The sequence below is a fragment of the Neokomagataea thailandica NBRC 106555 genome (assembly GCF_001598495.1).
Classification (GTDB): domain Bacteria; phylum Pseudomonadota; class Alphaproteobacteria; order Acetobacterales; family Acetobacteraceae; genus Gluconobacter; species Gluconobacter thailandicus_A.
In genome coordinates, this window is record NZ_BCZB01000020.1 from 1 (window position 1) to 13,134 (window position 13,134).

At 51.4% G+C, this 13,134-nt stretch carries 13 protein-coding genes and 1 tRNA gene; 7 read left to right on the forward strand and 7 right to left on the reverse strand.

The genetic code is table 11. From position 1 onward, the window contains the following. Positions 1-47: 47 nt before the first annotated feature. The 4 genes from proB to rplU all read right to left on the reverse strand — a co-directional run bounded on the left by proB (position 48) and on the right by rplU (position 2,895). A complete protein-coding gene (proB, locus tag NTH01S_RS08015) occupies positions 48-1,199 on the reverse strand; it encodes a glutamate 5-kinase (RefSeq protein WP_068172167.1) in 1,152 nt (383 codons plus the stop codon). Then, on the reverse strand, positions 1,196-2,197 hold the full coding sequence (gene obgE, locus NTH01S_RS08020) for a GTPase ObgE (RefSeq protein WP_068172170.1): 1,002 nt from the start codon (positions 2,195-2,197) through the stop codon (positions 1,196-1,198). The genes proB and obgE overlap by 4 nt, the downstream gene beginning before the upstream one ends. 79 nt (positions 2,198-2,276) lie before the next feature. Further along, positions 2,277-2,543, reverse strand: a complete 267-nt coding sequence (rpmA, locus tag NTH01S_RS08025) for a 50S ribosomal protein L27 (RefSeq protein ID WP_068172173.1) — start codon at positions 2,541-2,543, stop codon at positions 2,277-2,279. 37 nt (positions 2,544-2,580) lie between these two features. Continuing rightward, a complete protein-coding gene (gene rplU / locus NTH01S_RS08030; RefSeq protein ID WP_068172178.1) occupies positions 2,581-2,895 on the reverse strand; it encodes a 50S ribosomal protein L21 in 315 nt (104 codons plus the stop codon). Between the two features lie 295 nt (positions 2,896-3,190). Here rplU and NTH01S_RS08035 point away from each other — a divergent pair. Next, positions 3,191-3,280: transfer RNA gene (locus NTH01S_RS08035), tRNA-Ser, on the forward strand. Between the two features lie 322 nt (positions 3,281-3,602). Here the strand turns inward: NTH01S_RS08035 and NTH01S_RS08040 are convergent. Then, on the reverse strand, positions 3,603-5,837 hold the full coding sequence (locus tag NTH01S_RS08040; protein ID WP_084367154.1) for an FUSC family protein: 2,235 nt from the start codon (positions 5,835-5,837) through the stop codon (positions 3,603-3,605). A gap of 363 nt (positions 5,838-6,200) precedes the next feature. Between NTH01S_RS08040 and NTH01S_RS08045 the strand changes: the two genes are divergently transcribed. The 3 genes from NTH01S_RS08045 to NTH01S_RS08055 all read left to right on the forward strand — a co-directional run bounded on the left by NTH01S_RS08045 (position 6,201) and on the right by NTH01S_RS08055 (position 8,030). Next, positions 6,201-6,641: a MucR family transcriptional regulator gene (locus NTH01S_RS08045; protein ID WP_068172181.1), complete on the forward strand. Its 441-nt coding sequence runs from the start codon at positions 6,201-6,203 to the stop codon at positions 6,639-6,641. Positions 6,642-6,724: 83 nt separating this feature from the next. Beyond that, the gene (gene sppA, locus NTH01S_RS08050; protein WP_068172240.1) at positions 6,725-7,678 is read left to right on the forward strand and encodes a signal peptide peptidase SppA; all 954 of its coding nucleotides are present in this window, start codon (positions 6,725-6,727) and stop codon (positions 7,676-7,678) included. Between the two features lie 34 nt (positions 7,679-7,712). After that, positions 7,713-8,030 carry an integration host factor subunit beta gene (locus NTH01S_RS08055; protein WP_068172184.1) on the forward strand — a complete coding sequence of 106 codons (318 nt, stop codon included), beginning with the start codon at positions 7,713-7,715 and terminating at the stop codon, positions 8,028-8,030. A gap of 14 nt (positions 8,031-8,044) precedes the next feature. Here the strand turns inward: NTH01S_RS08055 and NTH01S_RS08060 are convergent, their stop codons facing one another. Further along, positions 8,045-8,935, reverse strand: a complete 891-nt coding sequence (locus NTH01S_RS08060; RefSeq protein WP_068172243.1) for a LysR family transcriptional regulator — start codon at positions 8,933-8,935, stop codon at positions 8,045-8,047. A 113-nt stretch (positions 8,936-9,048) separates the two neighbouring features. Then, on the reverse strand, positions 9,049-10,023 hold the full coding sequence (gene trxB / locus NTH01S_RS08065; RefSeq protein WP_068172245.1) for a thioredoxin-disulfide reductase: 975 nt from the start codon (positions 10,021-10,023) through the stop codon (positions 9,049-9,051). Positions 10,024-10,121: 98 nt separating this feature from the next. On the opposite strand from trxB, the gene NTH01S_RS08070 reads away from it, so the two are divergent. The 3 genes from NTH01S_RS08070 to NTH01S_RS08080 are packed head-to-tail and all read left to right on the forward strand — an operon-like array spanning position 10,122 to position 13,114. Further along, positions 10,122-10,604, forward strand: a complete 483-nt coding sequence (locus tag NTH01S_RS08070) for an Lrp/AsnC family transcriptional regulator (RefSeq protein ID WP_068172190.1) — start codon at positions 10,122-10,124, stop codon at positions 10,602-10,604. A 12-nt stretch (positions 10,605-10,616) separates the two neighbouring features. Further along, entirely contained in the window at positions 10,617-11,726 is a 1,110-nt protein-coding gene (locus tag NTH01S_RS08075; RefSeq protein ID WP_068172191.1) for a glycosyltransferase, read from the forward strand. Then, entirely contained in the window at positions 11,687-13,114 is a 1,428-nt protein-coding gene (locus NTH01S_RS08080) for an ArnT family glycosyltransferase (protein ID WP_245642286.1), read from the forward strand. Before NTH01S_RS08075 ends, NTH01S_RS08080 begins: the two co-directional genes overlap by 40 nt. The last annotated feature ends 20 nt before the right edge of the window (positions 13,115-13,134 follow it).

The following is a 13,134-nucleotide window of genomic DNA, read 5'->3' on the forward strand; positions in this document are numbered from 1 at the left end:
TGCGGAATTAATGACATATATAATAACCTAGCGTATTATATACAAAATTAGATCCAAGAGACAAGGGTTAGGTTGTCGCGGTGTATTAAAACATCAGGCCCGCAGTAACCAAGTAGTTGCTCTGCGGCAGATGATTGGCAGCCCAAAATTTTAACAATTTCATGGGCGCTATAATTGGTCAAACCACGAGCGATGATTTGGCCAATGGTATTATAAATTGATACAGCTTCTCCGCGTTGAAAAGTACCAGATACTTGAGTAACTCCTGCAGGGAGCAATGATGCGCCTTTTGACAGAGCGTGTTCTGCACCTGTATCGATGGTTAATGTACCTTTAGTGGACAGTATACTTCCGATCCAACGTTTACGTGCAGAACCAGCGTCTAGTTCTGCACGAAACCATGTGGAAAGCCCCCCCTCTAAAAGGCGAGTAACAGGAGAGGTGTGTTCACCAGAAGCAATAACCATATGAGTGCCAGAACGATTAGCAATACGTGCTGCGAGCAATTTCGTACGCATTCCGCCAGATGAATACCCCGGAGGAGGCTCACCACCTAATGCCATAATGTCTTCAGTAACACGGTCAACGACAGGAATGTGTCGTGCGTCAGGTTCTTTGCGTGGGTCTGCTGTATATAAGCCATTAATATCAGAAAAGAGAATTAATGTATCTGATGCTGTCATTTGCGCGACGCGAGCAGCTAGGCGGTCATTATCGCCGAAACGAATTTCGTTTGTGGCAACCGCGTCATTTTCATTGATGATAGGAACGCAGTCAAAGCTGAGCAGTGTTTCAATGGTTGCCCGCGCATTGAGGTGGCGTTCACGGTCTTCAGTGTCATCTTGTGTGAGGAGAAGCTGTCCGCATGTGAGGCCGTATGCTGCGAAGCTTTGTTGCCACCCTTGGGCAAGGCTAATTTGCCCGATACTGGCGAGGGCTTGTTTTTCTTCTAGGCGCAGGCGGGTGCTTTTTTTGCTCATTTGATGTCGTGCCAGTGCAATAGCACCGGAAGAGACGACAATCACATCACAGCCCGACTGCTTGAGGCTTGCGATATCAGAGCACAGACTGTCTAGCCATTCGGTCCGTAAAGCAGCGCGCTGCGCGTCTACAAGAAGCGCACTGCCAATTTTAATAACGATACGGCGGGCATCGTTGAGTGAAGGGGCAGTATCCCCTTCACCGTGGACAAGACTCATTTTTTTCTCGCAAGGTTAACGCGATCTTGAAGAGTTCTTAAAACCTCAGGAAGTCCTTCATGGGTTACTCCAGACAATGTCATGACAGGAGAGCCAGAAGCTTTTTCTAAGGCACGACGTTTAGCAGATTTTTGCTGTGCCGTCAGTGCATCACATTTGTTGAGAACGATGATTTCTGGTTTTTGAGCCAAAATCGGATCATATGCTTCTAACTCATGACGAATAAGACGCCAGTGCTTTACAATCTGGCTTTCCGTTCCATCAATCAAATGGACAAGGCTTGCGCAACGCTCAACGTGGCCTAAGAAGCGATCTCCAAGGCCTGCACCATCGCTGGCACCTTCAATGAGACCGGGAATATCCGCAATGACGAACTCTTCTGTCGCATTCAGGCGTACGACGCCCAGTTGCGGGTGCAGAGTTGTAAACGGATAATCAGCAATTTTGGGGCGCGCGCGTGATGCGACGGAGAGAAGGGTGGACTTTCCGGCATTTGGTAAGCCAACCAAGCCGATATCCGCAATCAGTTTTAAACGGAGCCACACCCAGCGCTCTTCACCCGGCCAGCCTTTATCGGCACGGCGTGGTGCACGGTTGGTGCTGCTTTTGAAGTTGGCATTGCCAAGGCCGCCATCACCGCCTTTGCATAGGAGGATTTCTTTGCCGGCTTCATCAAGATCGGCAAGAAGTGTTTCGCGATCTTCCGCAAAAATTTGTGTGCCAACAGGGACATCAATCAAGACATCCGACGCAGCCGCACCGGTGCGGTCTGAGCCTGCGCCATTGCCACCTTTGCGTGCGCGAAAATGCTGTGTGTAACGAAAATCAATGAGCGTATTAAGGCTGGGCACGGCGCGGAAAATTACATCGCCACCACGTCCGCCATTGCCGCCATCAGGGCCGCCATACTCAATATATTTCTCACGCCGGAACGCGACAACGCCATCGCCACCATCGCCGGAACGAACATAAATTTTGGCTTGATCGAGGAATTTCATTCTCTGTTCCGTAACGTAAGAAAAAAGGCCAGCCCCAAGAGGGCCGGCCCTTTAAATAAGACAAAGTCTGCCGGCGTGATTATTCGGCAGCTTCTGCCAGCGCCACAGATACGTGGACGCGGCCTTCTGCACGGCGTTGGAAGCGGACTTGACCGTCAACCAGCGCGAACAGGGTGTGGTCACGGCCAACGCCAACGTTAGCGCCTGGCTTCATCTTCGTGCCACGTTGGCGAACGATGATGTTGCCGGCGATGACGCTTTCACCACCAAATTTCTTCACACCGAGGCGACGACCGGCGCTATCACGTCCGTTACGGCTCGAGCCGCCTGCTTTTTTTTGTGCCATTGCTGTCTCTCCTAACTAGCTCGAAAGCGGTCTATGCTCAGGCCGCGTTGATCGCTTCAATGCGCAGAACTGTCACGTGTTGACGGTGGCCGTTCTTACGGCGGCTGTTCTGACGACGACGCTTCTTGAAGATGATCACTTTTTCCAAGCGATCTTGAGCAACGACGGTTGCCGTAACGCTTGCACCTTCAACAGTCGGTGCGCCAACAGTCAGGCCGCTTTCGCCGCCAACCATCAGGACGTCCGTCAATGTTACTGTGCTGCCAGCTTCGGCATCCAGTTTTTCAACCTTCACGATGCTCTGAGGAGCGACGCGATACTGCTTTCCGCCTGTGCGGATGACTGCAAACATGTCAGAAAACTCTCACTGTTCCGGACTGTAACTTTGGCGTAGGGGTATTTGCCCCAAAGACGCTCACTCGAAAGTTCAGCCGCTTTTTCTCCATTGGCCTTTTGGCTCCATCTTACGCACACGTAAAATGGAACAAAGACAGCGAGTGGCTACAGATAAGTGAGCAAAAGGTCAATGAAAAAACATGAGGCACGTTCTTTTTTATAGAGGAATAGTGCTCTTTTCTCTTGTCATACCGCCGAAAGGGCGCCATAAGCCTGCTCGTCGATCAAAGCTCATAGCGGTGAGCTTGCGTGGAGAGGTGCCAGAGTGGTCGATTGGGGCGGTCTCGAAAACCGTTGTGCCTTCACCGGTACCGTGGGTTCGAATCCCACCCTCTCCGCCACTGACTTATTTTCTGAATAAAAACAGCTCTTTAAAAGATGTGAGCGTCTGTATCGTTTTGCGTTGCAAGAAAACGCTCCCAGCTTTCATGGGCTTTGTCCATCTCGCATGCGCCATGATCTGGTTACGTTAAATGCAGACACGCCCTAGTCATATTTTTCGGCCTTCTGCGTGATTTGAAATATAAAATAAGCAGGGTTATTTATATCTGAAATTAAATTTTATGAAATACATGGTCGTGTTGATTGTTGATGGACTGTTTTGTTCTATTTTTATGATAAGCATGAAGAGCTATCACTTTATAGGTAAGATTTATTCAAGAACTATTCTGCACGTTTGCTTTTTGAACTGATTTCAGATGGTTGAGCCAGTTGGCGGCGTGTTTTTTCACCCATGAAGAGTTGCGTAGAGTCCAGAAAAGCGCGTGTCGTGCGTAAGCTATGGGCCACGACAACGAGGTAAGCAATGGCTTTGGTGAGGTCGAGACGTGTGGCGAAGTCACTTTCGAGAGGGGTTAGGACGCGCAATCGCCGCACAGCCGTCTCCGCAATGCGGGCTGCTTTATCGTGGTGACGTGTTGAGTGTTCGATATAATGTAGAGTGAGTTGGATGGGGCGGCGTGCGCTCTCTGGTAGGAACTCCCGGTCGAGCAATGTGCGTAAGCGGATGATATTAAGGCCCAAGGTCAGGGTCGTTAAAGTCCCCATGATATAGGCTTCGACGAGTTCGGTGTGGGTTGGGCCGACATGACGAATGAGGCGTGCGAAACGGTCAGTATTACGGCCAATCCATGTATCGCGAGATGGTGTGTGGCTGAGGGTCGCAAGGGCGCGGAGTTCACTTAACATGGTGAGGCGCAGGCGCAGGCGTTCATCCGTAGGGTTAAATGGTAGAATCGTACGAAAGACGAGCACGCTGACGATGACCGACATCATGATGCCGGTGGTGTTATTGTAGAATGCAATTTCGTCTAGGATGTGATGATTTTGGGGATTGATCATTGCCGGAAGGAGGAGGCCATAGGCTCCAGCGCCACCTGCTGTTGATGGATTGGCTTTGGCGAGGCCGCAGGCGAACATGGCAGGTGCAAGGACTAAAAGGAGTATCTCAGACGTTGTGGCGCGAGGAATGAGGATGAATGTTAAGACCCATGCTACGGCAGCAGCCGCTAAGGCACCTTTTAGGAACTTCATCGTGCCCAGTGCGGGGTTTTCTGTGGTAGCAAATAGGCCGCAGACTAAGGTTGTGATGGCGATAAAGCCTAAGCCATTCGGCCATGCTGTGACTTCGTAAATGAGGGCAGTTAGTACAACGGCGAGAGCGCCGCGAAGACCATTTGATAAGGCGTCTTTAGGGTCTAAGTGGGTTTCGCGGTGGAAGTGAAAATGATCTCCGGGAATAGAGTGTGTACTGGCCTCATATTCCGCAATAGCACGCTCAAGATCTCCCATGACATCGCCGAGGGAAATGAAGAGAACGCGCTCATCTAAGGTCGCGTCATCACGGAGGGGAGACTTCGGGGCTTTAATAATGGAATTATCGTCATGGGGGGCAGCGTATTGATGGCAGACATCACGAAGGTGTTGCAATTCTGCGAGTAGGTCTGGAATAGCGTTTTGATCAGCAAGGCGTTTTGGAAAATCGTTTAAAAAAACCAAAACCTCATCGGCGGCGAGAGAGAAGTCTTCATGCTCGTGATGAAGGAGTTGGAGACGCATGGCCATGCCGAAGCTGCGGGAGAGCAGGGCAGAAACGGAGGCTAGAGCGGCGCGGGCATGATCACCTTCATGGCCGTGTGGGCCCATCTCGACTTCTGCAAACTCAATTTGATCATTGATTTGCAGTAAGGTACCAAATTGACGTCGGGCAGCGTTAAGTGCGCCGCGGTCTTCCCCCAAAATACTGCCGAGGGTTTGGGTCACTAATATCAGGGCTGATTGAATTTTTTGCCGAATTTGTTCGCGGGCGTGCTGCTCTTGAGAGGCGGCAAAGATGAGGGCTACGAACGCTTCGCATAGAACCCCTAAGGTGATGTAGGACGTGCGTGAGACGGCAATAATGAAAACATGGTTAGGGTCAGATGCGGCATCCATGCAGATAATGGAACAAGTATAGCCAGCGAGAACGAGTGCATATGCACGGAAGTTACTAAAAAATGTGGCAAGCCCGCTACAGACGCCAATCCAAATGGCAATCATGGGGAAGAAGAGCCAAGGCGCTTGAGGCGCTGTTCCCATAATAGCAATGGATGCAATGGCCCCGAAGAATGTGCCGATGATGCGCCATTTTGCTTTTGATTGGCTTTCGCCGCGTGTGGGCTGCGCAACAGCCCATACGGTCATGGCCGCCCATGCCGGGCTATCAAGCTCCATCCATAATGCGATCATCAGGGCTAAAAGTGAGGCAACAGTATTGCGCAGGGCAAAAAGAACGGCAGAGCGGGAGGGTTGCAGTAGCCAGCGCAAAGGAAGAGAAACAGGCGGTTTACTGGTGTCTGGTTGAGGGGATGTGACCGAGGAGGCGGAGCGCGAAAAGCGCAGGGCGGTGAATAGAGACATTGTTGATTATCTTCAGCACAATGCAAGAAGGGTGCCAAGTACGATTTACACTTACTCTTTTTTGGTGAAGAAGGAAAAAAATAAATAGAAAAGTAATTTTTTACGAAAACTGATTTTGAAAAAAGACGTTGTCTTTTGAGGTATGTGTTTGTGACATTTTGTAAGGAAATAGGCATCCTTAATTTTGTGGAGCTTGTTCTTTGTAGGGAGCGTCCGTCTTAGGTTCTTCTGATGAATTAATAATCATAATTTATTGGGGATTAGCTATAAAATCATTGATATGATCTTGTTATTATGATTTGAAATATAGTTGAGCTGCCCAGTAAGCTATCTATTGTGTTTTTCTTTCTTTGGGAGAAAGCTATGTCTGAAGTGAAGTCTGAAAAAAACCTGCTTGAGTTAACCACCGAGATTGTTTCGGCACAAGCAGCACGTGGTAATGTTGAGGCAGATAAATTGCCGCTTCTTATTAAGCAAGTTTATGACGCATTGGCTGGCGCTGGTGCGCCTGTTGAGGAAGCAAAGCCTGAGCGTCCTCAGCCGGCAGTGCCGATTAAACGTTCTGTCTTCCCGGATTATATCGTGTGTCTAGAAGACGGTAAAAAGCTCAAAATGCTGAAGCGTCATCTGCAAAGCGCATATAATATGACGCCGGAGCAGTATCGTGAGCGTTGGGGCTTGCCGGGTGATTACCCGCTCGTTGCGCCGAACTATGCGCGTCGCCGCTCAACATTGGCACGTGAGATCGGTCTTGGGCGTAAGATCAGTGCGAATAGCTCTGACAAAAAGACCTCAAAAGCTTAAGTTCTCTGCCTTTTCTCAGAAGCAGACAGTTTTTCGGGCATTTTTCTGATAGGGTTCCGCCCCTATCAATGTGAGGAATGCCCGTGAATAACGATGCTGAGAAACGTGTTATGCTGTCCCTACAGCGCCGCCGTTTGTTACGCTGGCGTATAGGGGCAGTATGCAGCTTCATTGTTGCGCTGTTCGTCTGTGTGATGCCATCTTCTTTACGGCATCCTTCTCACGCAAAACCCCCGCATATTGCGCGTATTGTTTTTGACGGCGTGATTGGTGATGACGTCTCTGTACAAGAAAAGGCGATCTATCACGCTGCGAAAGATGCATCAGTGACCGGTTTACTGGTGGTTGTGAATAGTCCGGGTGGAGCGGTGACCGGCGGTGAGCGCTTGCATGATGCTATTGCGCAATTTTCAGCAGAAAAGCCGGTGGTCGTGAGCATGGGGGCCTTAGGGGCTTCAGCAGCATATATGTTGTCCGTGCCGGCACAGCATATTGTGGCTATGCCTTCGACCTTAACGGGGTCTATCGGCGTCATTATGGAGCATTATGATGTGTCTCCATTGCTTGGGCGACTGGGTGTATCCAGTGCACCTATTATGTCGGGTGCGATGAAAGACCAGGGCGACATGACTGTGCCGATCTCGCCAGAGGGGCATGACATGTTGCAGGGGCTTGTACATGATTTATTTGATCAGTTTGTGATGATGGTCGCGCAGGGGCGTCATATGGACCCTGCGAAGGTCCGCGCCTTGGCCGATGGGCGTGCGTATACGGGGCATCAGGCGATTGCCTTGGGTCTGGTTGATGAGTTGGGGAATGAACATGTTGCGCGTGTGTGGCTGCGCCATCGTTTAGGTATTACGGCGGATCAATATCCTGTTTCTGAGATTGGTGTGCGACGCGATAAGCGCAGTTTTTTGGGTATTCCCTATAAAACGATCATGGGTGGCTTGTTCGGTGAAGCAGTCATGCGACATTTTGACATGGTATCCGCACGAGATGCGCTTGACGGTCCTGTGGCCATCTTGTCATGGTAGTTTACCAAGAGTGATATTGGGCGGTAACAATACTATGACGCGGTCTGAACTTGTAGCGGCGGTGGCTCGCATTCATTCACATCTTTTACCAAAAGATGTTGAGCGTATTGTCGATGTGATTTTGGAAGAAATTAGTTCGGCCCTTGAAAAGGGTGACCGCGTTGAGTTGCGTGGCTTTGGTGCTTTTGCGCCGCGCCAAAGGCAAGCGCGTACGGGACGTAACCCGCGTACGGGTGAAACCGTGGATGTGGAGGAAAAGGTCTTTCCGTTTTTTAAGGCTGGTAAAGAACTTCGAGAACGCGTGAATCAAGGTGTCTTAACCCCTCAGACTAAAGGCGATACTTCATCCTGAGGGGGCTGAGGGAGTTAATGCTTCAGAGCATTAATTTCCGCGAGCAGGAAGTCACGGAATACCGCGATTCGTTTTGATGTGCGCAATTCGTCTGGGTAGACAAAATAAGCCTCTACTTTTGGGGTAGGGATGTTCGGTAGAATACGCACTAGATCTGGGTGAGCTGTTGCTGAGTAGAACGGTAGTGAGCCAATGCCGGCACCAGACGCAATCGCATGGGCGACGGCGGCAATGTTATTAATTGCTAGGCGCATGCCTTTGTACGGAATTTTTTGACGGCATAGTTCGTCGTGCAGCCAGTTCACGACGGGTAATGGCAGGTGCCAGCCAGCAAAGCCGATGATTTGGTGGTTTGCTAGTTCCTCAAGGTTCTGAGGGGTGCCATGTTCTGCAAGATAGTCAGCGCTCGCATAAATAGGCATATCAAAATCTGCAAGGTGCCGCTGTACGAGGTCTGGCTGTGTCGGAGGGTGCAGGCGGATGGCGACATCGGCCTCACGCATGCCCAGATCTAATTCCTCATCTTCAAGAAGAAGAGAAACTTCGATCTCGGGGTATTTCTCCAAGAAGCGGTTCAGGCGTGGTGTTAGCCACGACGCGCCAAAGCCCGTGGTCGTTGTGATGGTAATCTTGCCTGCAGCACGTTCTTTGCTCTCGCTGAGAAACGCTTGTGTCAGGGCAAGTTTTGAAAACACATCACGTACGGTACGGTTCAAGACTTCGCCTTGTTCCGTCAAAATCAAACCCCGCGCATGGCGGTGGAAAAGGGGAACGCGTAGCACTTCCTCTAGAGCAGATATCTGGCGTGATACTGCTGATTGGCTGAGATTGAGTTTATCTCCCGCATGGGTGAAAGAGCCGGCCTCAGCAACGGCATGAAAAATGCGTAGTTTATCCCAGTCCATATGATGATCGTCCCGCCCGTTATTGCGGCGGTCCTCTTCCTTCTTAACCATAGGTATATCGTTTGCTCGGAGTTTCGTCTTAGAGACGAAACTGTCCGAAGCTTTGACTAGGGTCAAGTTTTTGTCATAGCTGGTATGTTTGCGAGGAAACGTTCAGCCTCCAAAGCTGCCATGCAACCGGTGCCAGCAGCCGTGACGGCTTGGCGGAAAATTCGGTCTTGCACATCACCTGCGGCAAAGACGCCGGGGATGTTCGTTTGTGTGCCGCCAGCCTCAGTGATGATGTAGCCCTCTGCATCACATGCGACTTGATCGCGGAAGGGGCCGGTATTGGGGTGATGGCCAATGGCGACGAAAACACCATCGACATCAAGGCGTGAGAGTTCGCCGGTTGTAGTGCTTTTAAGCTCTATGCCGTGTACAACTTCAGGCATTCCACCGCCGATAATATCGTTTACGGCGACATTCCAGTGTGTCTTGATTTTAGGGTGGGCCAAGAGGCGATCTTGTAAAATCCGTTCCGCGCGCAGAGTGTCTCGGCGGTGAATCAGGTGCACGGTTTCTGCATGGTGGGTAAGGTAGAGTGCTTCCTCAACAGCCGTATTGCCGCCGCCAATAACAGCGACGGTTTTGCCGCGATAAAAGAAGCCATCACAGGTTGCGCAGGCGGAGACGCCACCCGTGCGAAGGCGTGTTTCGGCTTCTAATCCGAGCCATTTGGCTTGGGCGCCTGTCGCGATCACAACGGTGCGTGCAAGGTACGTATCGCCCGAGTCGCCCTTTAAATGGAAATATCCGTCAGTATCGCGACCATTTTTTAATGATGCTTCTGTGATGAGGTCATACGTAATATTCGTACCCACATGTTCCGCTTGAGCACGCATTTGTTCCATGAGCCATGGCCCTTGGATCGGTTCAGCAAAACCGGGGTAATTCTCAACATCTGTCGTGATGGTAAGCTGTCCGCCAGGCTGCATGCCGGTCACGAGGAGAGGTTTCATATTCGCGCGGGCAGCGTAAATTGCTGCGGTATATCCGGCTGGTCCAGCCCCGACGACGAGAAGATCAGTGTGGTGAAGAGCGCTCATACCCATTCCCATTTGGTGGTGTTGTCCTTCATATAAGGGTTTCAACGCCAGTTGCCATCTTTCCGGGTAGCTTTACCTGCCATATATGTCGGGATGACATGAACACAACGAACACTTTGCCCTCCGCTGACCTTGATGCCATTGACCGGCTGATTATCGCCGAACTTCAGGTTGATGGGCGTATGACCAATGTGGAACTTGCCAGACGCGTCGGCATTTCTGCGCCTCCTTGTTTGCGGCGTGTCCGCCGTTTGGAGGAATTAGGTATTATCCGTGGTTACCACGCTGATGTAGATCCAGCTCTATTGGGCTGGTCGATTGTCTTTTATGCGCTGATTGGCCTCGATAGCCAGCGTAATAACGTGTTAGATGAGTTCGAAGCGCTTGTCGGTGAATGGCCGGAGACGCGCGAATGCCATATGATTCGTGGTGGTGGTGATTTCTTGGTACGTTTTGTCGCACGTGACGCGGTTCATCAAAACACGCTCACGCGGCGTCTGACCGAAAGCCCGCATGTGGTGCGCGTACAGACATTGCAAACGATACAAACAAGCCGGTCTTTGGCTGGCGTTCCAATCTAACGGCGTATTGTAGTGACTTCTCATGCTTTAGCCGCACGTTTGCCCGCTCAGATTTCGGTTGTAGTGCCCTGCTACAATGAGGTGGAGAATGTTCCTGCGCTTGTGGGAGCATTAGAGGGAGCCCTTGGAGGCATCGCATGGGAGGTTATCTTCGTTGATGATAACTCACCAGACGGTACGGCGGCATGTGCTGCACGTTTGGCACAGCAGGACCCGCGTATTCGTGTGGTGAAGCGTGTTGGACGGCGAGGTCTATCCACGGCGGTCATAGAGGGGATATTGGCATCATCGGCGCCTTATGCGGCGGTTATGGATGGTGACCTCCAGCATGATGAAAGTATTTTGCCGGAGATGCTGCGCCGGTTGCAGCAAGGCGCGGATTTGGTTGTGGCAAGCCGTCATATTGACGGTGGTGATAATGCAGGCTTAGCGAATCGTTGGCGGCATGCTTTGTCTAATACAGGCATTCGCGCGGCACATTATGTCATGCCACATCACATTTCTGACCCGATGAGCGGTTTTTTTGCACTACGTCGTCCGTTATTTGATGCGCTGCTTCCGAGGCTGTCGGGGGCAGGGTTTAAAATTCTTCTGGACCTCGCCATGTCTGCCCCTATGGGGACGCACATAGAGGAAGTTCCTTTTGTTTTCCGCCCAAGGCAAGCGGGGGAAAGTAAGCTGGATATGCAGGTTCTTATCCAGTTTGCCTTTATGTTGCTGGATAAAGTGACACATGGGCGCTTGCCGACGCGTTTTTTAGCATTTGCGATTGTTGGCCTTATTGGCGTTTTTGTGAATGTGAGTGTTTTGCATGTCAGCAGAGATGTAGGGCTCGATTTCTCGCAAAGTCAGCTTTTAGGTACTTTCGCGGCAATTCTGGCCAATTTCTATCTCAATAACCGCATCACCTATCATGATAAACGTTTGCGTGGGCGGCGTTTGTGGTCGGGGCTAATGCTTTTTGTCGTGACATGCTCAGTCGGTGCTGTTGCCAATATCGGAATTGCTCGTATGGCGCTTCATGATTGGGGGCAGGGCCATTGGAGCCGCTCTTCTGCTGCTGGGGCCGTTATGAGTGTTGTTTGGAATTATGCTGTATCGTCTACGTTGGTCTGGCGGTGACGGTGTGGCGTAGTGGCGAGGGGTTAGCCCTAGCCTTTGGTCTGCTGATTTTAACGGCGGCTCGGTTATGGCTGGCTGCCGTGTTACCGCTCACCCCTGATGAAGCGTATTATGCTGTTTGGTCGCATCATGTGCAGGGGGGGTATCTTGACCACCCTTTTATGGTGGCCGTGTGGATCCGCATAGGGACATGGCTGTGCGGTGATAATCCGCTCGGTGTGCGTGTTTTAGGGCCATTATCGGTTGTGCCGGGTAGTGTCTTACTGGTGCAAGCGGCGCGGCGTCTCTGCGGTGATATCACATATGGCCTGAGGGCGGTGTGGTTACTCAATGCCACATTGATGATCGGGCTAGGCTGCGCGACGATGACGCCCGATACGCCGTTAGTTTTTTTCGTGACGTTGGCACTTTACGCGTTGAGCTATGCGGTCACTGTGAAAGATCGTGTTGCGCAGGGGCTGTGGTGGTGTGCTGTTGGTGGCGCTTTAGGGCTTGGTTTTGATTCAAAATATACGGCAGTGCTGTTAGCAGTCTCTATTGCCGGTGCTGTACTGTCGAACAAACACTGGCGTTGGAAGTTCGCGCCTTGGTGTGCTGTCCCCGTTTTTTTGGGGTGTATAGCACCTGTTTTACTGTGGAACGCAGCGCATCATTGGGCAAGTTTTTTAAAGCAAGGAGGGCGGACCAGCGATTGGCACCCTGCGCGTGCATTCCAATTTTTGGGTGAATTGTTGGGCGGGCAGATTGGCTTGGCAACACCGCTTATTTTCGTTGTCTTTGTACTCGGCTTGCGTGTTGCATATCGGCGCAGGGCTGAGTTTGGGCCATGGGTTTTATGCTGGATGGCCCTGCTGCCGCTTGGTGTCTTTGTACAGCATGCTATTGGGGATCGTGTACAGGCAAATTGGCCTGCTGTTCTGTACCCAGTATGGGCGCTGGCGGGAGGGCTATCAGCATGGCGGATACGCGGGGCTGTGATCTCGGGTGTGGTGATCTTTGGTGTAGTGGTCACGCATGCTGTGACCCACTGGCCGGCTCTGCCCCCGACGAAAGACCCAGTAACGCGGCAAACAGGGGGGTGGGCAGCGTTTAATGCGACGGTGATCGCGCGGGCTCAGGCTGTCAATGCGGATGCGATTGCCGTGGATGATTATGGTGTGGCCTCAGAAGTGAAACGCTCCAGCATGACGCTGCCCGTGATCGGGCTTGATCCACGGTGGCATTTTTTAGGACGACCTTTAGAAAGTTTTCACAAGGCATTGATCATAAACGATCTTCACCCAAGCTCTCTGCCGGAGGAAAAGGTGTGCCGTCAGTGGCAAGGGCGGGAGATTCGTTGTTACCAAGTGACGGTAGGCCCCGTCCGTGATGGCGTGTCATTGCCTTAGGGCGGAGCCGTATAGAAAGG

Coding starts and splice junctions, on each gene's coding strand:
- proB (WP_068172167.1), bottom strand. CDS start 1,199: ATGAGTCTTGTCCACGGTGAAGGGGATACTGCCCCTTCACTCAACGAT.
- obgE (WP_068172170.1), bottom strand. CDS start 2,197: ATGAAATTCCTCGATCAAGCCAAAATTTATGTTCGTTCCGGCGATGGT.
- rpmA (WP_068172173.1), bottom strand. CDS start 2,543: ATGGCACAAAAAAAAGCAGGCGGCTCGAGCCGTAACGGACGTGATAGC.
- rplU (WP_068172178.1), bottom strand. CDS start 2,895: ATGTTTGCAGTCATCCGCACAGGCGGAAAGCAGTATCGCGTCGCTCCT.
- NTH01S_RS08040 (WP_084367154.1), bottom strand. CDS start 5,837: ATGTCTCTATTCACCGCCCTGCGCTTTTCGCGCTCCGCCTCCTCGGTC.
- NTH01S_RS08045 (WP_068172181.1), top strand. CDS start 6,201: ATGTCTGAAGTGAAGTCTGAAAAAAACCTGCTTGAGTTAACCACCGAG.
- NTH01S_RS08055 (WP_068172184.1), top strand. CDS start 7,713: ATGACGCGGTCTGAACTTGTAGCGGCGGTGGCTCGCATTCATTCACAT.
- NTH01S_RS08060 (WP_068172243.1), bottom strand. CDS start 8,935: ATGGACTGGGATAAACTACGCATTTTTCATGCCGTTGCTGAGGCCGGC.
- trxB (WP_068172245.1), bottom strand. CDS start 10,023: ATGAGCGCTCTTCACCACACTGATCTTCTCGTCGTCGGGGCTGGACCA.
- NTH01S_RS08070 (WP_068172190.1), top strand. CDS start 10,122: ATGAACACAACGAACACTTTGCCCTCCGCTGACCTTGATGCCATTGAC.